This is a genomic window from Streptomyces hypolithicus (assembly GCF_052934925.1).
Window position 1 is genome coordinate 2160428 of record NZ_CM128811.1, and the last position, 23045, is coordinate 2183472.

At 68.4% G+C, this 23045-nt stretch carries 13 protein-coding genes and 2 pseudogenes; 6 read left to right on the forward strand and 9 right to left on the reverse strand.

The features are described from left to right. Window positions 1-727: 727 nt before the first annotated feature. Both ACU6WZ_RS09970 and ACU6WZ_RS09975 read right to left on the reverse strand, forming a co-directional pair. A complete protein-coding gene (locus tag ACU6WZ_RS09970; RefSeq protein WP_447032750.1) occupies window positions 728-1375 on the reverse strand; it encodes an RNA polymerase sigma factor in 648 nt (215 codons plus the stop codon). A 155-nt stretch (window positions 1376-1530) separates the two neighbouring features. Next, complete coding sequence (locus tag ACU6WZ_RS09975) at window positions 1531-1983, reverse strand: hypothetical protein (RefSeq protein ID WP_447032751.1); 453 nt, start codon at window positions 1981-1983, stop codon at window positions 1531-1533. Between the two features lie 339 nt (window positions 1984-2322). On the opposite strand from ACU6WZ_RS09975, the gene ACU6WZ_RS09980 reads away from it, so the two are divergent. Then, entirely contained in the window at window positions 2323-2685 is a 363-nt protein-coding gene (locus ACU6WZ_RS09980) for a transposase (protein ID WP_447032752.1), read from the forward strand. Window positions 2686-2721: 36 nt separating this feature from the next. Here ACU6WZ_RS09980 and ACU6WZ_RS09985 read toward each other — a convergent pair. Continuing rightward, window positions 2722-3288 (reverse strand): annotated as a pseudogene (locus ACU6WZ_RS09985) (transposase); the annotation flags it as partial. Window positions 3289-3430: 142 nt separating this feature from the next. Between ACU6WZ_RS09985 and ACU6WZ_RS09990 the strand changes: the two are divergent. After that, window positions 3431-3791 (forward strand): annotated as a pseudogene (locus ACU6WZ_RS09990) (tyrosine-type recombinase/integrase); the annotation flags it as partial. A gap of 594 nt (window positions 3792-4385) precedes the next feature. Here ACU6WZ_RS09990 and ACU6WZ_RS09995 read toward each other — a convergent pair. The 4 genes from ACU6WZ_RS09995 to ACU6WZ_RS10010 form a co-directional block, all read right to left on the reverse strand. Further along, window positions 4386-4640 carry a hypothetical protein gene (locus tag ACU6WZ_RS09995; protein ID WP_447032753.1) on the reverse strand — a complete coding sequence of 85 codons (255 nt, stop codon included), beginning with the start codon at window positions 4638-4640 and terminating at the stop codon, window positions 4386-4388. Window positions 4641-4672: 32 nt separating this feature from the next. Next, on the reverse strand, window positions 4673-5032 hold the full coding sequence (locus ACU6WZ_RS10000; RefSeq protein WP_447033968.1) for a polymorphic toxin-type HINT domain-containing protein: 360 nt from the start codon (window positions 5030-5032) through the stop codon (window positions 4673-4675). Window positions 5033-5224: 192 nt separating this feature from the next. Then, window positions 5225-5722 (reverse strand): SMI1/KNR4 family protein, encoded by a 498-nt coding sequence (locus tag ACU6WZ_RS10005; RefSeq protein WP_447032754.1) that lies wholly within the window; start codon window positions 5720-5722, stop codon window positions 5225-5227. After that, a complete protein-coding gene (locus ACU6WZ_RS10010; protein WP_447032755.1) occupies window positions 5722-14769 on the reverse strand; it encodes a golvesin C-terminal-like domain-containing protein in 9048 nt (3015 codons plus the stop codon). Before ACU6WZ_RS10010 ends, ACU6WZ_RS10005 begins: the two co-directional genes overlap by 1 nt. A 418-nt stretch (window positions 14770-15187) precedes the next feature. Here ACU6WZ_RS10010 and ACU6WZ_RS10015 point away from each other — a divergent pair, with 418 nt between their 5' ends. From ACU6WZ_RS10015 to ACU6WZ_RS10025, 3 genes are all read left to right on the forward strand, one after another. After that, window positions 15188-15610, forward strand: a complete 423-nt coding sequence (locus tag ACU6WZ_RS10015) for a hypothetical protein (RefSeq protein WP_447032756.1) — start codon at window positions 15188-15190, stop codon at window positions 15608-15610. Between the two features lie 113 nt (window positions 15611-15723). Then, window positions 15724-16719, forward strand: a complete 996-nt coding sequence (locus tag ACU6WZ_RS10020; protein ID WP_447032757.1) for a L,D-transpeptidase family protein — start codon at window positions 15724-15726, stop codon at window positions 16717-16719. A 149-nt stretch (window positions 16720-16868) separates the two neighbouring features. Then, entirely contained in the window at window positions 16869-19598 is a 2730-nt protein-coding gene (locus tag ACU6WZ_RS10025; RefSeq protein ID WP_447032758.1) for an FG-GAP-like repeat-containing protein, read from the forward strand. Between the two features lie 54 nt (window positions 19599-19652). Here ACU6WZ_RS10025 and ACU6WZ_RS10030 read toward each other — a convergent pair whose 3' ends face one another. Beyond that, the gene (locus ACU6WZ_RS10030; protein WP_447032759.1) at window positions 19653-20240 is read right to left on the reverse strand and encodes a hypothetical protein; all 588 of its coding nucleotides are present in this window, start codon (window positions 20238-20240) and stop codon (window positions 19653-19655) included. A 143-nt stretch (window positions 20241-20383) separates the two neighbouring features. Next, on the reverse strand, window positions 20384-22000 hold the full coding sequence (locus ACU6WZ_RS10035) for a beta-N-acetylhexosaminidase (protein ID WP_447032760.1): 1617 nt from the start codon (window positions 21998-22000) through the stop codon (window positions 20384-20386). A 372-nt stretch (window positions 22001-22372) separates the two neighbouring features. Here ACU6WZ_RS10035 and ACU6WZ_RS10040 point away from each other — a divergent pair, with 372 nt between their 5' ends. After that, window positions 22373-22867 (forward strand): 2-oxo-4-hydroxy-4-carboxy-5-ureidoimidazoline decarboxylase, encoded by a 495-nt coding sequence (locus tag ACU6WZ_RS10040; RefSeq protein ID WP_447033970.1) that lies wholly within the window; start codon window positions 22373-22375, stop codon window positions 22865-22867. Window positions 22868-23045: the final 178 nt, after the last annotated feature.

Here is a 23045-nt window from a genome sequence, read left to right on the forward strand (position 1 = left end):
GCCCCGGCCTCCGCTCCCCCACCCGCGCCGACTCCGTCCGCATCACGCAGCACCCCCTCGCAGTACGCCTCCACGCTCACGCCCTGCCGAGCCGCATCCGCCGCCAGCCGCTCGAAAGCCGCACCGCGCTCCACGCCCCCACGCCCGCGGGATGCCAGGTGGACGCGGCAGTGCGCCAAGTCGTCCTTGCGCCCCGACCTCGGCGGCAGCGGCCCCTGCGAAGGCACCACCGCAGGCCCGGAGGAAGTCACGTCGGCCGACGAACGGCGCCGCTCCGCGCTCTCTGCCTCCCCCCGCTCCCCACCGGCCGTCGACGCCGACGCCGACGCACTGCTGCCCGGCCTCACCACGCCCCCGCCCGAACCACCACCCGACGCGCCGTCACCACCCGCGAACGGCGCCGGAAGCGCCCCCGTCCCCGCCGCCAGCGCCACCCCGCCCAGCGTCACCGTCGCAGCAAGCGAGGCGAACGTCACGCGAACCGGCACACCACGCCAACGCCGCGACCGCGCCGGCCGCCAGTCGTCACGCCGCCGCGCCCGCCACCAACGCCCCGGCGGCACATGCGCCCCCGAGTCCCGCGCCTCCCGAAAAGCGGCCAGCGCAGCCGGTGACGGGGCGTCGGCCTCGCCAGGGCGTCGTACTGCAGCCAGTCGTACGGCAGCCAGCAGAGCCGCCTCTGCTTCCGTCTCCGGCTCCACCGCTCCGCGCCCGCGTCGATCCCGTGTCATGTCTCGTCCTTCAGCGTGCGCGGCGGCCCAGACGTCACCGCACCAGGCCCGGCTCCCCGGGCCCCCGGGGCCCCCCGGCCCAACTGTTCCGCCAGCCGCTTCAGCCCGCGGTACGCCGACGTACGCACGGCCCCGCCCCTCTTCCCCAGCACCCGTGCCGCCGCCGGCCCGTCGAGCCCGACGACCACCCGCAGCAGCACCGCCTCCGCCTGATCGCGCGGCAGCCCGGCGATCATTTCCAGCGCCTGCCAGGTCGACAGCGCCTCAAGCGCGTCACGGGCGGTGTCGTGGCGACCGGGCAACTCCAGCACATCCTGCTCGATCAGCGACGTCAGCGGTCTTCTCTTCACCTTCCGCAAGTGGTCCAGCGCCCGGTGACGTCCGATCGTCGCCGTCCACCCCCGAAACCCCGCCCCGTCACCGCGAAACCGCCCCAGGTCCCGCGCGATCTCCAGCCAGGCCTCCGACGTCACGTCCTCGGCGTCCTCACCCACCAGCCCCCGCACGTACCCGAGCAGCCCGGGGTGCACGAGCCGGTACGCCACGGCGAACCCGTCCTCGTCCCCCTGCTGGGCCCGCTCGACGGCAACGCCCAGCTCCGCGTCGTGCGCCTGCGCACGCCGCTGCTCCCCGCCCCTGACCACACGTTCCTCTTCGCACTGACGCTGCACTGGTCACCGTGCCCATGCCCCCGGGGAGTTGGATCTCCCTCTTGACTCTGCGCCCCGGGACACAGAAACGTCACAGCTCCCGCGCACCCCTTGCCACACACGCCTCCGACCTTCTGCGCCTCCTCACATCAGGCGCAGGCCCGTCGTGCCCGACCGTGCATCAGCAGGTAGAACCGCTGCACCGACTCCTCCGAGCCACCGCTCTCGAACCGGTTGACGACCTTCCCCAGCGGATTCCACACCCGCCCGTCCGGCATCCGCACCCCGACCGTCTGGCGGAACAACTCCCGCTCCGCCGCACCGAAGTCCACCCAACGGCCGCCCGCCCGCCGGACGATGACCTCACCGGTGTACGCCCCAAGCCCCTGGAGCACGGCGTCGATCTGCGCCCGCTCCGGCGCGTTGCGGCGCAGCCCGTCGACGACGAGGTCCACGAGCCGCAGGCTGGCCACGGAGTAGTCGAGCGGCAACCGGTTGCGCGCGGTGAGCTCCGTGACGAACTCGGCGACGTACTCCCGCATGCCGGACGCACCGGGCAGCGCCGACTGCCCGGCCCCCACCGGAACTTCCGCATCCGCCATATCCCCCACGTCCCTTACGTCCCCCACGTCCCCCACGTCCTCCCGGCTCGACCGATCCACGCCTTCCACTTACCAAGCGAAAAGAGCCTCGGGAACATCACGCGCCACACCCTGTGATCGTTCTCATGCACACGATCCAGCCGAATGCGTCAATCCCGTACAACCATTCCGGCCGCTCGCACATCCCGATCGATCTGAACGACGAGGCCTGCAAGAGGCCGCACGACACCCGGGCACGACCACCAAGAGGGACAGCGCGAACGCGGCCTACGAGGGGGCAGATTCGCTCCCGCACCCGGACCGAAACCCCCGACCGTCCGCGAGGTCACCTCCTGGATCATGACCCACCCTGAACATCTTGGAGACGACAAGACGGCCATGCTGCGTCTCCTGCGAGACCGCGACACGAACCTCGACCGGCTCACCCTCCACGTCAGAGGGTTCGCCACGATGATGACCGGCCTTCACGGCGATCGCCTCGACACATGGATAACCACCGTCGAACAGGACACCTTGATACCCCTGGCCTCCTTCGCCCGCAACCTCCGCCGCGACATAGACGCCGTACGCAACGGACTCTCCCTGCCGCACAATTCTGGCGCCGTCGAGGGCAACGTCAACCGGCTGAAGATGCTCAAACGCCAGATGTTCGGCCGTGCCGGACTCGATCTCCTTCGCAAACGCGTCCTGCTCACCCGGTGATCAGCAGCCACCGGATCACAAGATCGTCGACAGAACCCGGATCTTCACGTGCACGGCGTCGATGAAGACGACCGGGTAGACCGGATCCAGCGGCCTCGTGCGCCATTCCGCCATGGACTCCAACGCCTTGTCGGTGATGGTGGAGATGGTCTCCTTCGTGGTCGTCATCCCGTACGTCTCGGCGAGATGGGCGACGATCTCCCCGGAGGTCAGGCCCTTCGCGGTCAGCGACAGGACCAGCTCGTCCAGCGCGCCGGTCCGGCGGGCATACCGGGGAAGCAGCCGGGGGCTGAAGGTTCCCAGCCGGTCCCGTGGCACCTGGACGGTGACAGCGCCGACCTCGGTCATCACCTTCTTGCTCCGGTAGCCGTTGCGCATGTTCCCGCCCGAGCGTGACCCGCGCCCGCCGGTCCGGCCGGCCCCGTCGGCCAGGTGCTGGTCCATCTCTGCCTCCAGAGCGGCCTGCATCAGATGCTGGGCCAGCTCGGGCAGCAGCCCGCCCTCGCCCATCAGCCGCAGCCCGCCCGCGCCGACCTTCTCGGCCGCGAGCGCGGCCAGCTCCTCCAGCAGCTCGCTGGACAGACCGTTCTCCGATACCGGCATACGCTTCACGTCGGCACCCTGAGCGCTGTCATCAGCCACAGCAAGCGACACGCCGCCAGAGGTCTCGATCAGGTGATCAGTCGTCGTACCCATCAGGCAACTCCTTCGGGGAAGTTCACACCTGATTCATGACACTCCCGCGGAGCGGGACGGAGCTGGCCCCGAATGGCAAGGAAGTGGGTACGTGTTCACCACGCCGCAGGGCAGACCGATCGACCCGACCAACCTCACCCGCACCTTCACCACGCTCCTCCGCAAGGCCGACCTCCGCCGCATCCGCTTCCACGACCTCCGGCACTCGACCGCCACCCTCCTCCTGGAACAGGGCGTCGAACTCGTCGTGATCAAGGAACTACTCGGCCACGCCCACATTGGCGTCCGCCGGGGTCTACGCCCACGTACGACTCCGCCTCCAACGCCAAGCCATCGACACCCTGGGCCACGCTCTCGACCAAGACGACGAGGATCCTGACGCCCCGCCGACAGCAGCCGTCGTCCGCTGACGTTGCCGTCAGCGCTGCCGTCAAACACCCCAGAAGCCCCGCCGGAACGAAATCCGGCGGGGCTTCTTGCGAACCCGGAAGGGAGCGATTCGCCGCTACGCAAAGACGAAGGGCGTCACGCAGAGAGGAGAATTTATCGTGACGCCCGGCCTACCAGACCGACCCGCCTCCGTCAGAGCTTGTGGATTACCACGACTCATCGCCCGTCAGAACGATCACTACCTCATCAGGCTCATCTGTGCCGTCTCCGTAGACGTCGACTCGATTTTCTGCGTTCGGAACTGGAATCAGCAACCTCACCGATTCATTCGGATCCGAAATTTCAAGAGACGCCTGAGGGAGTATCAATTTTCCCGAGTACACAAGGATTTTGCCGCTCGGCTCGTACGGCCCTTGTACACATTGGACTGACGCTGGACCACTGGCAGTTTGCTGAACCGAGATGAACAAGGAGTCCGTACCACCGTGAACAACATCGGCCGCAGGGTCCCAGCTTTCATGCGTGTCGACGCTCTCGGGTGCGGCAGCAACAACGAGGCCGTGCGCAAATCTCGTCGTACACGAGGCGAAGAGCATCATTGAATCCACCTACTGTCACGGTTTCCACACCGGGAAGTCATAATACTCCTTGAGTAGCGTGCGCACGATCCCGCCCTGCTGCTTGGAACATGCCTTGCAGTGCGGATACAGAGTCCACGGACCGTTGAGAGAGAGCTTATTCGGCGGATTATGGTCACCAGTCCAGTGACCGTCCTTGTACCCCGATTTGGCCGCCCCGCATGAGGCGCAGCCATTTCGGTCACCGAACTCGTTCATCATCCGCTGCTCGTGAGCCACCAGTGTCACCACGTTCAGCGGTCACTCCCTCTGCTTTCTGGCCCTTAATGGCAGGCCCAAGAGTCACATTGCAGAGCGTGTTTTCGTTGACGTTGTGCACGAGTACCGGCGTGGCCCCCTGCCAGCGCATAGTACGTGTGGACGCCGGCGACGGTGAGGTTGTGGACGCGTTCGCTGCGGTGGCTGTTGTCGATCGCGGTGATCTGGATCCAGGTGCCCGATGAGGTCTGGAGCCACATGCCCGGCTTGAGCTGCTGGGCCTTGACCCACTTGCCCGCGTCGGGGAGCCAGAACAGGTGCGCCGAGGTCGAGGTGATCTCGCCCGGCTTGGCCGTGCCGCCCTTGCCGTCGGGGTCGACGGTGAGGGTGACCAGGTGCTTGTCGCTCTTGTGGTGGCGGGTCAGCCATCGACACCCTCAACGACGCGTTCACCCCGACGGACGACAGCCCTGACGATCCACCGGCCGCAGCAGTCGCCGCTGACGTTTGCCGTCAGCGTCGCCCGTCAAAACGCCAAAGGCCCCCTCCGCAACAGCATTGCGGAGGGGGCCTTCAGTTAATCAACTGAAGGAATCGATCCGTCAGCTCCGTATAGCCTAATTACGCCGAGCCCAATAGAGCGAACCGCAAGAGGCTAGCCGCGCAAGGAACTCGTCAAACGACTGAGCCACCCGCCGAGGAATGCGGTCTTCATCGATGTACGCGACGGCAGGTTCACCCTCGGGGCCACACCCGGAATAGTCGAGCATTACGGTGTCATGGCCAGCGGAAGGCGTATCGCAAATCACTACACCGATTTCTGGATACTCCCACTCGGCGATCAAGTACGAGCTTCCCCTACCAGATGACGAGTCGATTCCCCAGACTCCGCCGATTCCTCGAATCCCACTGATCTCGAAATGATCGTCAGCCCAGGACGTCGGAAAAGGCGTGGGGTAGCAACGGTTTCGCGGGGTTCCTCCGTTCCGCAGGAGTAGCACCTCAACATAGGCGCGGGGCAGGCACACGCCGAGGTCCTCCTCCGCTCGACGGATCATGTCACTGTCGAGCGGAGGCCCGGTGTAGTAGTCGCTATCTTCGAATAGCTCTGCCATCAGAAACCTCCGGTATGCCCGGTATCGGCATGGGCTTGCCTCTGAATGAGCTGCATAAGTCCGGGATCTTGATGATGGTGCCACGTGTAGCCGGTCGGGGTCGAAGGCAGCCCTGCCGCTTGATTGGCTAGCCTGAAGTCCTTCGAGCGACTACCGGTGAGCTGAATACGAACATCTGACACCTGCGGGTGGCGCCATGCAGAGAAGTCGGGGAATCCATTCCCGTCGAATGGAACGCTCGTCTTCGGATGGGCACCTCCAGCAAGCTTGCCGTTCCGAACCTTCGGCACCGCACCATTGGCGCAATCACATGTTGTCGGGTGGCTTGGGACAGCTCCGCCGCAATTGTGGACCAGGACCGGCGTCGATCCCGCCAGCGCATAGTACGTGTGGACGCCGGCGACCGTGAGGTTGTGGACTCGTTCGCTGCGGTGACTGTCGTCGATCGCGGTGATCTGGATCCAGGTGCCCGTTGAGGTCTGGAGCCACATGCCCGGCTCGAGCTGCTGGGCCTTGACCCACTTGCCCGCGTCGGGGAGCCAGAACAGGTGCGCCGAGGTCGAGGTGATCTCGCCCGGCTTGGCCGTGCCGCCCTTGCCGTCGGGGTCGACGGTGAGGGTGACCAGGTGCTTGTCGCTCTTGTGGTTGCGGGTGTCCGTGACCTCGCGAGCCCTGGTGTCGCCCGTCTCCGGGTCGGTGGCCAGGACCTGCTCGCCGACGTCGAGGTCCTCGATGTTCTTCGTGGACCCGTCCGCCATCACCACCCGCGTGCCCGGCACGAAGCTGTTCCTGCAGCTTGGTGCCGTCTGAGGCTGAGCAGCCGGCTTGGCCGCCGGTGCGTCCTTCGGTGCGGCAGGTGCGGCGGGTGCCGCCTTCGCGGTGTCGGTCGCCGTGTCGGCGGCCTTCGCCGTGTCGGCCACGTTGTCCGCGGCCTTGGCGCTGTCGGAGATCGCGTCGACCGCGTTGACCGTCTTGGACGCCAGCCGCGCCCCGGTCGCGACACCGCCCGCGAACGGGATCATGCCCGCCGCGGAGATGCCGGCGTCGACCCAGTTGCCCTCGGCCGCGTACCAGATGGCGTTCGCACCGTCGGCGACCTCACCGATCACCGGAACCTGACCCGCGACGTCGAGCACCGCGTGTCCGATGTCCGAGATCGAGATGTCCACGCCGAACAGGTGGCCGTCCAACTCCACGAAAGCGATCGGATTACCGCCCGCGAACGCATACCGGTTGCCCGTGTACGGGTCGCTGCCCAGCGTCATGTCCGCCAGCGCGCCGTTGTACATGTCCCGCGTCAGGAACCTGTTCAGACCCGGGTCGTAGTTGCGGAACCCCATGTCGTACGTACCCGACGCCGCGTCGTAGCGCTTGCCGTTGTACCGGTACTCGTTGTAGGGCTCCGCCGCCGGGTTCTGGGCATCCGGCTTGTCCGCACCCGTGAAGAGTTTCGACTCGTCCGAACCGTACGCGGTGTAGCCGTACGTCGCCCGGGTCGTGCCGTCGTCCTTCGTGATCGCCTCCACATCACCCTTGGGGTGATAGGTGAACTGCGAGTGCTCCTTACTGCCGTCGTCCTTGTGCTTGATCTGTGTCAGTTGCTGACCCCACGGCGACCACTGATACGACTTCGTCGCCTTGCCCGCGACCTCCTCCCGCAGGACCTTGCTGTCCATGCCCAGATAGGTGAAGGCCGTGGTCTTGCCGTTCGTCCCCGACGTGGCCTGCGACTGCGTGCGGTCGAAAGCGTCGTAGACGTACGAGGTCGTCTTCGCCGAACCACCGCTGCCGGCGGTGTGCTTGGCCATCCGGTCGAAGCCGTCGTAGGTGTACTTCTCCTGCGTCGACCCGTTGGAGGACACGGTGTCCAGGCGGCCCAGCGGGTCGTAGTTGTACGTCGCCGCCACCCCGCCCGAGGTGTTCTTCAGCAGGCGGTTGCGGTCGTACGTCGAGGACGTGGTGACCCCGCCGACCGTCTGGTTGACCACGTTGGAGTTGGCGTCGTACTGGTACGACTCCGTCCCCGCCCCGTCGCCGGTCTTGGTGACCTTCCTGATGCGGTCCTGCGGGTCGTACTCGAAGGACGACACCGTGTCCAGGTACGCCGAGGAGTCGTCGGCGTTCATGAGCTTCGCGGTGTCCTTGGAGCGGTTCCCGTTCGGGTCGTACTCCAGGTCGTGCCGGGCGACCACCGCTCCGGCCGACGTCTTCTCCAGCACCGACTTGGCCGGTCCGTCGAGGAAGTAGGTGAAGTCGACGGTGTTGCCGTTCGCCTTCGTCTGCTTCAGCGGCTGGTTCCGGTCGGTGTAGGTCTGGGTGAAGACCTGCTGGCTGCCGGCCGTCGGCGAATCGGCGTTGGTGACCTTCGAGATCTTGTCCCGGATGTCGTACTCGATCTTCGACCAGGTCAGATCGTGCGTGGAACTGGTGATGTTGCCGTTGACGTCGTAGTCCAGCGCGGTCGTGTTCTTGACCGTGCTGCCCGACTTCTCCTCCACCTTCGACAGCTGGTTCAGCCCGTCGTAGGCAATGGCGTAGCCGTCGATCTTCGCGCCCGCGGCGAGGTCCTTGACCTCCACCAGGTTGGCGTTCGTGTCGTAGCGGTAGGTGAAGTCCTTCTTCTCGTTGTCGGTCTCGCCCGTGTTCGAACGGACCAGCTTCACCGCGTCGGCGATCACCGTGCCGTTCGCCGCGTCCGTCAACGTGATCTTCTGGGCCGCGGCCTCCGTGAAGGAGTACGACCCGAGCGAGATCCACTCACCGGAGCGCGTCGACTGGTTGACCGTCTTGGTCACATCGCCCGTGGCGTGGGTGACCTTGAAGGAGGCGTCCGAAGCCGCGCCCGTCACGTCACCGTGCCGGACGAAGACCTCGTACGAACCGTTCTGCGGAATGTTGAGCTGCCACACGAACTGCGCGGTGCCGTCGCCCCTGGCGTGCGTACGGACGTCGTAGCCCCACTGGCCGGTCGCCTGGGACGCCCCCCAGCTGCCTTGCGTCGCCGTGTTGTTGACATCCGTGGAGTCGACGAGCGCCACCTGCTTGCCCACCGGAACGCCGTCGTCAGAACGTGCCTTCTGGTTGCCCGACGGGAAGAAGTCCCAGGTCATCGTGCGCTGAGAGGAACCGCCGGCCGAGCTCAGCGTGTTCTTCGTCTGCTGGCCGAGATCGTTGTAGTCGTACGTCGTCGAGATGTCGAACGCATCCGTAGACGACTTCGTCCAGCCGTTGTCGAAGTAGGTGTACTTCGTGTCGTTGCGAACGGTCTGGCCCTGCGACGGCGGTGCGGACAGCCGCTCCAGCTGGCCGACCTCGTCATAGAAGTAGAACGTCCTGTCCGGGCTCCCGGAGTCGCCGTCGCCGGCCTTGAAGGGGCTCAGCTGCTCCTTGACCCGGTTCAGCTCGTCGTACTTCGACTCGGCGACATGGTCCGCGGCATCGCCGGTGGTCTCGACGCCGCGCGGGCTGATGACCTTGGTCTGATTCCCGACCTGGTCGTACTCGAACTTGGTCGCCCGGTACGTGATCGCACCGGAGCCGTCCTTCGAGTGCGGCACCTTCTGCTCGGTGAGCGCACCGCGCTCGTCGTACGTCAGGAGTGTCTTGTTGTTCTCCGCGTCCGTGGTGGAGAGAGTGAGTGAGTCCTTGTCGAAGGTGGTCGAAGCGGTCTTGCCCGCAGCGTCCGTGACCGAGAACGGCCGGTGGTTCAGGTCGTAATCGGCCTTGACCGTGAAGTCGTCCGGATCCGCCGAGGCGTTCTTCCTCGGATCGATCATCTTCACGACGTTGCCGACGTTGTCGTACACCGAGACCGCGGTGTCACCCTTGGCGTTGGTGGCACGCGTCGGCTGGTAGATCTCGTCGTACGCCATCCTGGTGGTGTACGAACCGGGCGCCGCCCCGGCCTCGTTGCCCTTCGGCTCCGTCACCGACAGGACGTTGCCGACCTTGTCGTAGGTGCGGGTCGTCTTGCGTCCGGGGGCTCCGGCCTCGTCACCCGGCGCGATCGATTCGGTGATCTGGTCGGTGGGGTCGAAGACCGATGTCGATACCGCGCCCGAGGGCGAGGTGACCTTGGTGACGTTGTCGTTGGCGTCGTAGACGGGCGCGGGGACGGTGATGAACTGGCTGTCCGCCGCGCTCTTGGGCGCCTTCTGCTCCTTCGGCCGGCCGAAGGTGTCGTACGCCTGGGTCGTCTTCGCGGCCTTGGCGTTCACCGCCTCACGGACCTGGCCCCGCTCGTCGTAGACGTACGTCGAAGCCTTGCCCAGCGCGTCCGTGATGGTCGCCGGGTAGCCCGTCGGGCCGAAGGCGCTGTTGGTGGTCGGGTTGCCGTTGGCGTCAATCGCCTTGGTCAGCTGACCGTAGGAGTTGTACTCGTACTTGGTGGTGTAGTCGTCGGCCGTGGTGGTGGCGACGCCCTTGGGGTCAGTGACCGACTTGAGGTTGCCGAAGGTGTCGTAGCCGAACTGGTGGGTGCGGCCCTCGGGGGAGGTCTTCCTGAAGATGTCGGCCGAGTAGCCGTCGGCGCGGGTCTGGTACTCGTACCTGGCGGCGTTGGCCGGGAACGTGCCCGGGGCGCAGTCCGAGGACGGCGGCACGCCCGCCTTGTTGTTCTCGGCGTCGCGCTGCCAGAGCGGGTAGCCGGTCTTCTGGTCGTAGCAGTAGGCGGTCTTGGCGCCGTTGGCTTCTTCGAGGTAGGTGACGTTGTTGTCCGCGTCCCAGCTCATCTTGGTCGGCTGGGATTTGGCGTTGGTGATCTGGACCGGGCGGCCGAAGTCGTCGGTCACGTAGTCCGTTGGGTGGCTCTCCGCGTCGGTGAGCTTGGTGTCGGTGAACTTGGTGTTCGCCGTGTTCGGCTTGTACGCGAAGTCGGTGGCGAAGTTCCTGCGATCGGTGATCGTCTGGGTCCACCAGTGGTACTTCGGGTCGTCGCCCTCCTTTGGGTAGTAGTACGCCAGGCCGGTCGCGTTGCCCCTGGGGTCGGTGGCCTTGACCAGCTTGACGTTCTTGTTGCCCTGGGTGGCGTCGTAGGTGAACTTGAAGACCTTGGGCGCACCGTTCGTGGAGCCGTCGCCGTCGGTGAACTGACCGAGCAGGCCCTTCTCGGTGTAGTAGAAGGAGATCTTGCGGCCCGAGATGTCCGTCATGGACTTCACGTGGTCGTAGATCTTGGAGTTGGTCAGCCTGGATCCGGAGACCTTGGCGCCCGCGTCGTCGATGTACTCGTAGGTGGCGTCACCCTTGCCGAAGTACTCGACGGTGAGGGTCCTGCGATCGGCCGGGTCGGTGATGTACTTGAGGAACTTGGTCGGCTTGTTGTTGGATTTGCGCTCTTCGTAGGTGTAGGTCTGCGTGTTGCCGTTCCTGTCGACGGCGGACGTCATGTAGCCGTCGCAGCCGAAGAGGAAGCGGGTGCCGTCCGGTCGCGTGAGCGTCCAGGCGTCGGGGATCGGGTCCTTGTTCGGCGTGCAGTCCAGGCCGGTCTTGGACGTGACCTTGTAGTGGACGCCGGCCGGGGCCTTCCAGCTGCCGTCCGGCTGCTTGCGGAAGACGTGCGTCGTACCGTCGCCGTCCGGGAGTCTGATCTCGGTGGGGTCCGGCTTGGGGTGGAAGTCCAGCGGTGCGCCGAGCCGGGTCGGGCCGGCGAGCTGGCCGGACCAGCCGTGGCCGAGGACGGTGTCCGAGGTGTCCTGGGTGTTGTACGCCAGGCGCGCGAAGGTGTTCAGCCCACGGCCCGGGTTGTTGAACGCGTTGTACGACCAGACGCTGTTGCCGGACGCCGTGTTGTTCATCAGCGACGAGCCGGCGCCGGTGTTCTTGCCCGCGTACGAGTAGAACTTCTCCAGGCCCAGCTGGTTGGAGGTCGGGTCCTCCACCGCCACGTTCTGCTTCAGCGACGGGATGCCGCCCGTGCCCGCCGACAGCCAGGTGCCGTCCGCGATCTTGCGTACGTCCCAGCCCAGCACGTAGTCGTTGCGCTTGTTCCCCGAGTCGGCGTTGATCGGGGTCTTGACCTGCGCCTTGATGGTCGCGGACTTGCCCGGCAGCAGCGCCGGGATCGCGGTCGAGAGCTGGTTGCCGCCGTTAGTGACGTCCGTGCCGTCGGGCAGCTTCCAGGTGTACGACATCTGCCGCTCACCGGCCGCCCACGCGGCACTGGTGGTGTTGGTGACCGTCATGTCCACCGTGTAGGTGGAGTTCGGGGTCATCCGCGCCGGGGTCTGCGGCGCGTAGTACGTGTCCTCGGTCGTCGAGTCGACGTAGATGACGCGCAGCAGCGGGCCGAGCTGGTAGTCGGAGGTCTCCGAGGCCAGGAACAGGGTGCGTTCCTGGGGGCCGGTGGTGGCCTCGTCCTTGAGCTTGACCAGGGCGCCCCGGTTGTTGGCGGGGGTCTTCACCCAGGACTGGGTGAGGCTGGTGGCGTCCCACCAGTGGCGGCCGACCTCGTCGGTGATCTGCGGGACGGTGTCGGAGACGGTCGCCGAGAAGTCGCCGCCGGGCGCCGTCCACGGGGTGGCGGTTGCGGCGTTGTTCCAGGTGGCGGAGGTTTCGGTGAACGCCTTGTTCAGGCCGTGGAGTTCGTAGACTGCGCCGTTGGTGGTGCTGCTGGTCTCCGCGCCCCACAGGTAGAGCTTGCTCTCCAGCACGGTGGCGCTGGTGGGGATGTCAGTGGTGGAGAACTTCAGCGCCGTGCGGGTCTTGCCGTACGTACCGGAGTTGTTGCCGACGCTCAGCCACTTCTGGCCCACACCGAAGGACTGGATGGTGTCCTGGTTGGTGGTGGGCTGCTGGGAGGAGAGCGTGGTGTCCGTGACCCCCGATGTGCCCTGGACGAGCTTCATGGTGCGGCCGGCCTTGGGGATGCCGACGGTGCGGGTCGGGGACCCGAGCACCTCGCCCGTCTTGGTCTTGACCGCGAGCTGGTAGTAGTACGACTTGCCGATCTCCGCCGAGCTGGTGTCGGGGGTCGGCACCGCGGTGGTGTCGGTGTACGTCGTCGCCGTGTCGTCGATCGGGGCGATCAGTGTGGCGGCGGACGGGGTGAACACCTGCTGCGTGGAACGGTGCAGCTGGTACTCGGCGATGTCGTCGGAGGGGCTGCCCGTGGTGTTGGTGTACTTCGGCCAGGACAGCTCCGGGCCGGTGGAGTGCACCACGGTCGGCGAGTTCAGCGCGGTGCCCACCTTGCCGTACGTCACCGTCAGGCGCGGGATCGTCGAGGTCTCCCCGCCGTACGTGCTGCCGTCGCCCGCCTCGTAGCGCGGACCACCGGTCGGCGCGGTGGAGGTCTCGTCGACGGCCTTGATGACGAAGCCATGGTTCGTCGCGGTGCCGGACACCCACTTCTGGACCGTGTCGGCGACCCGGAAGTTGTGCCACTGGTTGTACTCGCCGACGTCCTTGCGGATCTGCGCCGGGTTCACCAGACGGATCGCGTCCGCGGCGGTCCGCTTCGTGGAGTCGCCGGTGTCACCGAGGACTATCTTGCCCGCGTTGCCCTTGGAGAAGTCGAGCTGGCTGGTGCCCAGCGGCTTCCATCCGGCCGTACCGGTCTGGTTGACGGTGTACGTCGTGGTGCCCTCGCCGGAGGTCACCGTGTACGGGGCTGCCGCGGTCGCGTCAGCGAGGCCCGGAGTGCGGACCTCGACCCGGTAGTCGGCCGTGTCCGCGATGCGCGGCTGCCAGGTGTAGGACTCGCCTGTCGCGGTGTTCTTGTTGTACGCGTAGTCGTCGTTGACGGCCGCGCCACCGGTGGTGCTGCCCTTGGGCCACTCACCGACCGCCGCGGTGCCCGCGTCCCCGTCGTCGAGCTGCACGGTGCTGGCGGACTGCTCGCCGGCCAGCGCACTGGTGTTGGACCAGGTGGCCGTCGCCTCGTCCCAGGCGCCGGTGGCCCGGCGGGCTTCCATGTCCACGTCGTTGGCGTTGGTGGTGTGGGACTGGTCGAAGTACATGCTCAGCTGAGCGGCGTCGACCTTCACACCCGCCGGGATCTCGGTCAGCGGGAACTTGACCAGCGACCGGGAGATGCCGGTGTCGGTCTTGCCCGCCGACAGCTTCCACGTGGAGTTGAAGTTCACCCCGGGCTGGTCGGACACGACCATCACGTCCTGCGACGCCGACGGCGACGGCGCGACCGTGATCGTCGGGTCGATCACCACCGGATACTGGCGCTCCTCGGCCGCCAGCCACTTCGCGTCCGGGGTGAGCGTGAGCTTCCAGCTCTTCCCGTCGCGGGAGCGCGCCAGCTTCTGGGTGACCTTGGTGGAGTACGTACCACCGGTCGGCGACAGCTTGTCCTTCTTGGCGTCCGTCATGTACGGCGCCGGAATGACCAGGACAGGGGTGCCCGGGGCCTCGCCGAACAGGGCGATCGAGCCGTCCTTGCGCGCCTTCGGTATCAGCCCCTCGGTGTCCAGGGTGAAGACGTACGAGGCGGGCTTGCCCGGAGCCTCGTCCAGGACGATGTTCTCCTTGACCCGGCCGCGGCCCACCTCGTATTCGAGGTCAGCGCCGGCCACCGCGTCCTTGTACGTGACCGTGTCGCCCTTGGCCGTCGGTCGGAGTTCCTTGGCGTGTGCCTTGGCGTCCGCAAGCCCCAGGCTGACGGAACCGCCGTCCGGCGCCTCGAACCGCAGCAGCTTCTTCGCGTCCGAACCGAACCAGCTGCGCCCGGTGTTGGCGGTGTTGGCGAAGTCGAAGCCCTTGGTCTTCGTGGCGCGGACCGTGGTGTCGATCTGTTTCCAGGACTTCCCGGCCCTGTACGAGACGGGGACGGCCGCCAACTCCGCCTCCACCCGGCCGTCCGACATCTCCCAGAAGCGGGCCTGGGCGGTGCGCCGGTCGGTCAGCTCCTTGACCCGCTCGGCCTTCGGGAGCTTCTTGCCCTTCGGCAGCTTCTCCCGGCTGGGTATTTCCAGCTTTCCGCCGACCGGCGGCTTGGCCCGTTCCCTTTCTTCGCCATCGTCCGAGAACCAGCCCTTTACCGTATCGACAACGCCTTCGCCGTCGCCTTCCTTGGATGCCGGGGCGGCGTAAGCCACCTGCGGTAGCGCAGTACCTGCGACCGCCGACACCACAAGGCAGGAGATGAATCTCCCCAGCCTTACTTTCACAATGGCCTTTCTGGGGCGGCCCTTTCGGAAGAAAATGGGCACGCCAATTATGCCGACCCGAAATTTCGGGCCGACAGAGGGGTGAACATGCGTCACCCCTGGCCAGGGGCGTGGTGATGTCTAGTCAGGCTGGCCGGACCGCGTCAACTCTGCGGACATTCAGGGACGAAAGGCGGTCGACATGGTGGTCGGTTCGCCCCTTTCTTCCGGTCGCTCGCGCTACTGTTCCGTCCTGGTGTATAACCGCCCGGTTCGACTTCAGCCCACCCACCGAAAGCCGGGCTCCGCCATGCCAGTCAGCGAATCCTCAGAAATAGCAGAACCGGAAACCAAGGGCCTCCAGCAGGTGAATGAAAGCGGTGAGCGGGACTCCGGCGGGCGTCAGGGAGTGGCCATTGCGGCTGCTGTGCTGCTGGCATGCGGTGGTCTCGTCGGATACGGCATGTTCACCACCGAGGAGAAGACCGCACCCCGCGCTGTCCCGACGGCCGAGGTGACGTACGAGGTCACGGGCGAGGGCACCGTCGAGATCTCCTACCTCGCCCGCAGCGAGTCCGGCTCCGCGACGGTCGTCAAGGACGCCTCCCTGCCGTGGAAGAAGTCCGTCCAGGTCCCCTTGGGCAAGGACCCGACCGTGGCCATCGTCCTCGGCGACCAGGGCGGTCAGGCGGCCTGCACGCTCGCCGTCCGGGGGGCGCACGTTCAGCGTGCCACCGCCAGCGGCACATACGGCCGCGCCACCTGCAGCGGCCAACTCCCCCGGCCTTGACCCACGCCGGTCTCCCACCCGTACGGCCCACCCGCGTTCCCCGTCCGAGTCCGAGTCCGAGTCCGAGCCCGAGCCCGCGCCCGAGTTCAAGTGCAAGTTCAAGGAGTACGCACGTGCGCACCGCGTCACGACAGATGCTGGTCACCTCGGCGGTCCTGAGCGTCCTCGCGCTCACAGCCGGATGCGGCACAGCAGACCCGCAGAACACCGCAGTGGCGGCGGACGCCACCGCCCCGCCGGGAGGGGGAGCGGCAGAGACCGGGGGCGGGGCCCGGACCGGCGGCAAGGGCGCCTCCGCGTCGCCGTCCGCCTCCGCGTCGCCGTCCGCCTCCGCGTCGCCGTCCGGCCCGTCAGCCTCCGCCTCTGCCTCCGCGTCCGCCTCCGCGTCCACGAGCGGCTCGGCGACCCCCTCGGCCACCGCGACCGGCGCCGCCGCGACGAAGGCGGCGCCCGCCGCAGGTGCCGGCGCTGCGGCGCCCGCTGGGTCGGACGACAAGGGCGCGGCGCCCCCGAAGCCCGACTTTCCCGTCCCTGTCGACGTCGGCAACGCCACCCAGCTCATCACCGTCAAGGCCAGCGGCTCGTACGCGACGGTGACCGCCTGGGCGAAGGGGTCCGCCGGATGGAAAGCCCAGTTCAGCACCTCGGCAGGGCGCGTCGGCTCCAACGGCGTCACCGACGGCGCCACCCGCAGGCAGAGCACCTACACCACACCCACCGGCACCTACACCATGACTGAGGGGTTCGGGGTCGAAGCGGGCGGCACGGCCATGCCGTACACCGTCGTGGGCAGCACGCACTGGTGGGTCCAGGACCCCGAGTCGAAGTACTACAACCAGATGCACACCGAAGCGGGCGCCGACTTCCCGCTCACCGAATCCGGCGAACGCGGCAGCGAGCGCCTGATCAATTACCCGACCCAGTACGCCAAGGCCCTCGTCATCAACTTCAACCGGTGGCCCGCCGTGCCCGGCCGGGGGGCGGGCATCTTCCTCCACGTCAACGGCAGCGGCGCCACCGCCGGCTGCGTGTCCGTGCCGCGCGCGACCATGGACCGGATCATGGGCTGGGTCACACCGGCCGGCCACCCGCGCATCGCCATCGGCTGACCACGCGCCCGGCCTCCGGTGTGACGTTTGAGGAGGGCGGGGCGCTGGGTACCACGGTACGCCTCTGTGGGAGGCGGACCCCAAATGAACTCTTTTAAGGGGTACGGGATTTGAGTCCGCGTAAGTCGCATGCCTACAGGCCGCTGAGCATGAAGCGCCGCGCCTGGCTGACTGTCGGGGCCGTCGTGCTCGGGGGCGCCGGGGTGGTCACGGTCGCCGTGGCCAACCCCGAAGCGGACCCGGCGCAGGACGGGCTGAAGCCGCGCAAGGCCAAGGTGCACTCGCTCACCTTCAAGGGGAGCGGCAGCGAGAAGCGGGACGTGGCGCGCACCGGCACCGAGCCGTTCTCGCTCGTCGGTGTCACCTGGGCCGACCCGGACGCGGAGATCGACGGCAAGGCGGAGGTGCGTACGCGCGACCGCGAGACCGGCGAGTGGGGCGACTGGCTGGAGGTGCACCTCGACCAGCACCTCGCCGAGGAGCGCGACGCAGAGGCCAAGCTGCCCGGTATGTCCGAGCCGCTGTGGGTCGGGCCGTCCGACGCCGTGGAGGGGCGGGTGCTGCGCGCGGACGGTACGTCGAGTGCCGGGCTGCCCAAGGGGCTCGAACTGACCCTGGTGGACCCAGGCGTCACGGCCAAGGAGGCCAAGGCGCCGGGTGCGGACGCGCAGTCGGCGGCGTTTTCGGTCGACGAGAGCGCGACGCCGACGACGCAGCCGACGCCGGACGAGAGCGTTACGGCGAGCGAAACCGCGTCCTCCACGCCGACGCCCACGGACACCGCCACCGAGTCCGCGAGCGCCACGCCGACGGACACGGCGCCCCCGACGGACACGGCGACCCCCACGGGCACGCCGACCACCACCCCGTCACCGACGCCTACGCCGACGCCGACCGTGCCGACCGCGCCTCCGTCCACCGTGACCCGGCCGCCGATGACGCCGCGTACGAGCTGGGGCCCGGACAAGTCGCTGGCCGCGAACTACAGCGACCCGGAGTACATCGAGAAGGTCCAGGCCGTCTTCGTCCACCACACGGTCGACTCGAACAACTACAGCTGCTCCGAGTCCCCCGCGATGGTCCGCGCGATCTACGCGTACCAGGTGACGCCGCGCGCTGGTTACGAGGGCTGGAAGGACATCGGTTACAACTTCCTCGTCGACAAGTGCGGCCGGATCTTCGAGGGCCGTGAGGGCGGCGCCGACCTGCCCGTCCTGGGCGCGCACACGTACGGCTTCAACTCGTACTCCACGGGCGTGGCACTGCTCGGCAATTTCGAGACGGCCAAGCCCACTCAGCCCGCCCTGGACTCGGTCGCGCGCGTCGCCGCGTGGAAGCTCGGGCAGTACGGCGTCAGCGCCACCGGCACGGTCACGCTGACGGCGGCCGCCGACACGGGCAAGTACAAGACCGGCGAGAAGGCCACGCTGAACACCATCTCCGGTCACCGCGACGGCTTCGCCACCATCTGCCCCGGCGCGACTCTCTACAGCAAGCTGCCGGCGATCCGTAAGTTCGCCTCGGGCGCGGGCCGCAACTCCGCGATCCCGACGACCGACTTCAACCGTGACGGCATCACCGACCTCGTCGTCGGTACGCCCAAGGTCGCGAGCAGCGACGGCAGCGTCCACATCCTGCCCGGCGGCTCGGACGGCCCCGTCGCCGCAGCGCGGCGCACCCTGAACCAGGGCAGCCCCGGCGTGCCCGGCACCTCCGAGAGCGACGACCGGTTCGGCTCCTCGTCGGCGTACGGCGACCTGAACGGCGACGGTTTCGCGGACCTGATCGTCGGGGCGCCCGGCGAGAACGGTGCGACCGGGCAGGCCAACACCGGTTCCGTGACCGCTCTGTACGGCCCCGGGTTCGCCTCCGGCAAGTCGTACTGGACCCCCTCGTCCACCCGTACGGCCAGTGAGGCGCTCGGTACGGCCGTCGCGTCCGGCGACTTCAACGCCGACGGCATGTCGGACGTCTTCTCCGTCGCACCGGGCGCGCCGGGCCGCTGGTACGCCTGGGACTCCGCGTCCGGGGCGGCCAAGAGCGACTACCTGAACACGGCGACGTCGTACACCACCGCCGTCTCCTACGCCGCGGCCACGAGCGGCGACTTCAACCGTGACGGTTACGCGGACGTGGCGGTCTCCTTCCGCGACACGGCGGGCAAGGGCCGCGTGCTGTGGCTGAAGGGCTCCTCCACCGGCCTGCAGCGGGTCGACATGCTGCCGACGCCCGGCGGCCGTTCGCTGGCCTCGGGCGACCTCAACGGCGACGGCTACACCGACCTCGCCGTCGGACAGCCGTCCGCCACCGAGTCGGGTCACACCGCCAAGGGCGGCGCCGTCACCGCGGTCTTCGGTTCGTCGGCGGGCCTGACGTCGGCCGGAACCAAGACCGTGCACCAGGACACGACCAGTGTTCCCGGCACCGGCGAGACGGGCGACGACATGGGCGCTTCCGTCTCGGTCGGCGACGTCGACCTCGACGGGTACGCCGACATCCTCACCGGCCTGCCCGGCGAGAACCTGACCCGCAGCGACGTCTCGTACGTCAACGCCGGTGCGACCCTGCTGCTGCGCTCCACGTCGACCGGTCCGACCGGCACGGGCGCCGCGACCTACTCGCAGGACACCTCGGGCGTCCCGGGCGCGGCCGAGACCGAAGACCGCTTCGGCTCCGCGGTCTCGCTGACCGACCTGTCGGGTTACGGCCGGGCGGACCTGGCGATCGGCGCGGACGGCGAGGACAGCGGCAACGGCACCGTCCTGCAGCTCGACAACAGCAGCACGTCGAGCGTCGTCACCAGCTCCGGCGTCTACTACGGCACCACAGCCCTGGGCACACCGGCGGCGGCGGCCGTCGGCAAGGTGCTCAACCCGTAACCGCGCCGCGCCCCGCGCATGCTGCCGGGGCTCTCCCCCAGGAGGGCCCCGGTGTCAGCCCCGGATGCGGGCCCGGCGTGATGCCGCGGCCCGCAGTACGCGTTTGCCCTCGTTGGAGAGCTGCAGGGCGTGATTGAGGCCGCCGCCGGAGTCCTCGGCGAGCATGTCGAGGAGCTGACACTGGCGGCGCAGCTCGCCCGCGGTGAGGGGGCTGATACCGGCGGTCTCGCCGGCGCGGTAGGCCTTGACGCGGGCCGGGTGGCTGCCGGGCGGCACCCCGTCGAGCCGCAGATGGACCTCCAGCACCGCGGCCGAGCAGTTCTCGGCCCAGTCGCGCATCTCCGGCCCGTGGTAGGCGGTGGGGACGGCGGCGGCCATGCGCAGGGCGAACCCGGCCAGCTCGCCGGGGGCCGCGCCGGCGACCCGCTCGACGACGGCCGCGACCCGGCGCAGCCGGCCGAGCCAGGCGTCGCCGCCCTCGACGGCGACCCATAGCGGCCTGAGCGCCTCGTCGGTGTCGAGGCCGATACGGTCGGCGCCCTCGACGTACTCCAGCAGGGGCAGGCTGCGGTCCAGGCAGGCCACCGCACTCGCGGCCAGGCTCCGTTCGTCCGCGCGGTCGATCAGTTCCACCAGGGTCACGGTGCCTCCTCGGCACTGCACGGCCCGCTGGATGCGGACCCTCTCCCTACCGACTGCGTACCGCTACCCGATTACGTCACAGCCCGGCCGGTCCGGGAACCGTGGGAACAGCTCCCCGGCCACCGGATCGGCCTCTTCGGTGGTCAGCCGGTCTTCTCGGCCAGTGCCTCGAAGTCGGCCCAGTCCTGCTCGGGGGTGCGGGGGTCCCACACCTTCTGGGCGAGGGCGTGCAGCGGCATGCGGATGCCGTCGGCCACCTGCTCCGTCGTCTGGGCGTTCGCGAGGTCGCCCCAGACGGCGAGACGGCCGCCCAGGATCTGGTCGGAGTACCGCGCGGGCACCGGGGTGGTGCCGCGCAGGACCAGCGGGGTCCAGTCCTCGTAGATACGGCGGCCCGTCGGGTAAGTGAAGGTCTGCGGTTCGCCGAGCACGTAGTAGAGGTACTCGTCGTTGAGGTTGACGAGCTTGCGGCCCTCGGCCAGGTACTCCTCGGGCTCCCGGGCGCCGATCTCCTTGCCGGTCCAGTACTCGACCTCGCGGTCCTTGTCCGCGTCGACGACGCCGCCGGCGTGCAGGCCGTCGTTCCACGCCTTGAGGCTCTTGCCGTGCGGGCGCAGGGTCTCGGCGCGGTCGTTGAGCCAGCCGGTGGCCAGGTCCTGGATCGTCGCGCCGGAACCGTGCCTGCGGACCGCCGCGCGGGCGAGGCCGGGGTAGGAGGCGCCCGGGTCGCGCTTCATCAGCGCCTGGTACTCGTCGCCGCCGAGGTGCCAGTACTGGCCGGGGAAGAGGTCGGCGTACTCGCTGAGCAGCTCGTCGACGATCTTCGCCGACTCGGGGTTGGCGATGTCCACGGCGCCGGGCGCGGCCACGCCCGCGGTGTCGCGCAGCTGGAGCGCGGGGTGGGCGCGGGTGACGGCGCCGAGGTGGCCGGGCGAGTCGATCTCGGGGATCACCTCGATGTGGCGGCTCTCGGCCAGCTTCACGATCCGCCGGACCTCGGCCTTGGTGAGGTGGTCGTCGGACACGACCTCGGGGTGGCTGTCCGAGGCGATACGGAAGGCCTGGTCGTCGGAGAAGTGCAGGCCGAGCTGGTTGAGCTTGAGGTCGCCCATCTCGCGGATGCGGTTCTCGATCCACTCGGCGCTGAAATGCTTGCGCGCGATGTCGAGCATCAGTCCGCGCTGCGGCTTGGCGGGCTTGTCGCGCACGACGCCCTCCGCGAGTCGGCCGTCGGACTTCAGGGCCTGCTTGACGGTGCGGGTGCCGTAGAAGACGCCGGCCTCGTCGGCGCCGGTGACGCGGACCCGGCCGTCACGGACGGTGAGGGTGTACGACTCGGGGGCGCCGCCGGGCTTCAGGGCGAGCTCGATGTCACCGGAGCGGCCGGCCTCGGCTCCCGCGTATCCCCGCTTCAGCTCCTTGGCCAGGAGCATTCCCTCGTCGCCGAGGGCGCGGCGGTCGTCCTTGGCCACGACGACGCGGGTGGAGCTGCCGGGCTGCCAGCCGGGGCCGGACGCGGCGTCGTACTCCTTGACGGAGGGGATGGCGCCGGGAGCCTTGGTCGGGCCGGGCTGCGCCTTGGGGGCCCTGGGTGCCTTGGTTGCCTTGGGTGCGGCGGTCGCCGGGGCGGCGGGTCCGGACGGGGCTTCGGGGGCGGCGGGCTTGGCGGGCGCCGATGGTGTGGACGGCGCGAGAGTGGCTATGAGCGGGAGGGACAGCGAGAAGGCGGCCACGGCCAGCGGGCCACGTATTTGCGACATCATTGGATGAATAATCCTCAATCACCCCCTCAGGCGTCCACTGATTGTGTTCAAACTCTCCCGTACGGGTGACATTCACGCACCTGTCGAACACCTTGCGCAGCGCCCTCGGTAGCGTGGCGGCGCACCGGGCCCCCAGGCACCGCACCGCACGCCCCACCCTGCTCGCAGGTCCCATTCGAGGAGCTCCCGCTGACCAGCGCATCCCACGCCGGCCCCCCGAAGCGCCCGCCGACCCTGCACCCCACGTCGCCGCCCGGCCGTGCGCTGCCGCCGCCCGGCCGCGCACCCCTGCCGCAGCAGCACCGGGGGCAGACGGGCGCCGGGCTCGCCCGCTTCAACGCGCTGCCCGCCGCCACAGCCGAGACCGCGCTGCTCGCCTGCTGCGACAGCTACCGCTGGGCCCGGCGCATCGCCGACCACCGGCCCTACCCGGACCTCGACGCGCTGCTCGCCGCCGCCGACGAGGCGGCGTACGACCTGTCCTGCGACGAGATCTCCGGCGCCCTGACCGGTGAAACCTCCGCGCACCTCGGCGCGGGCGCCCCCGCCACCGCGCACACCGCACTGCGGGCCGCGCACGCGGCGTACGAGAGCGGCTTCGGCCACGCCTTCCTGATCTGCCTGGACGGCTTCGCCGCCGAGGAGCACCTCGACCAGATACTGGCCGCGATCAGGTCCCGGCTGGGCAACGAACCGGACGAGGAGCGGGCGGTCGCGGCCGACGAACTGCGCAGGCTGGCGCGCGGACGGCTCGCCCGTCTCGTATCCGATCCGCCGAAAGAGTCGGATTACCGGTCGAATAGGGACCAAGCAGGCCAGACCTGCCGTCCGGACCGGCCCGATAGCCCGTCCGTGGCTGTTTGACCGCCTGTTTGATCACACCTGCGGACCCCGCGTGAACGAACCGACAACTCGTCGCTACGATGGCCGGGGCCGGTGGACCGTACCCGGCCGGGCCAGACCGACAAACAGAAGCCGGCATGGCCCCAATCCCCGCTCCCGGAGGGTTTTTCCGTGCCGGCTGGAACGCTGTACCGCGGCC

Excerpts from the sequence above, each read along its gene's own strand:
- ACU6WZ_RS09980 (WP_447032752.1), top strand. The coding sequence starts at position 2,323 with ATGACCCACCCTGAACATCTTGGAGACGACAAGACGGCCATGCTGCGT.
- ACU6WZ_RS09975 (WP_447032751.1), bottom strand. The coding sequence starts at position 1,983 with ATGGCGGATGCGGAAGTTCCGGTGGGGGCCGGGCAGTCGGCGCTGCCC.
- ACU6WZ_RS10025 (WP_447032758.1), top strand. The coding sequence starts at position 16,869 with ATGAAGCGCCGCGCCTGGCTGACTGTCGGGGCCGTCGTGCTCGGGGGC.
- ACU6WZ_RS10035 (WP_447032760.1), bottom strand. The coding sequence starts at position 22,000 with ATGTCGCAAATACGTGGCCCGCTGGCCGTGGCCGCCTTCTCGCTGTCC.
- ACU6WZ_RS10005 (WP_447032754.1), bottom strand. The coding sequence starts at position 5,722 with ATGGCAGAGCTATTCGAAGATAGCGACTACTACACCGGGCCTCCGCTC.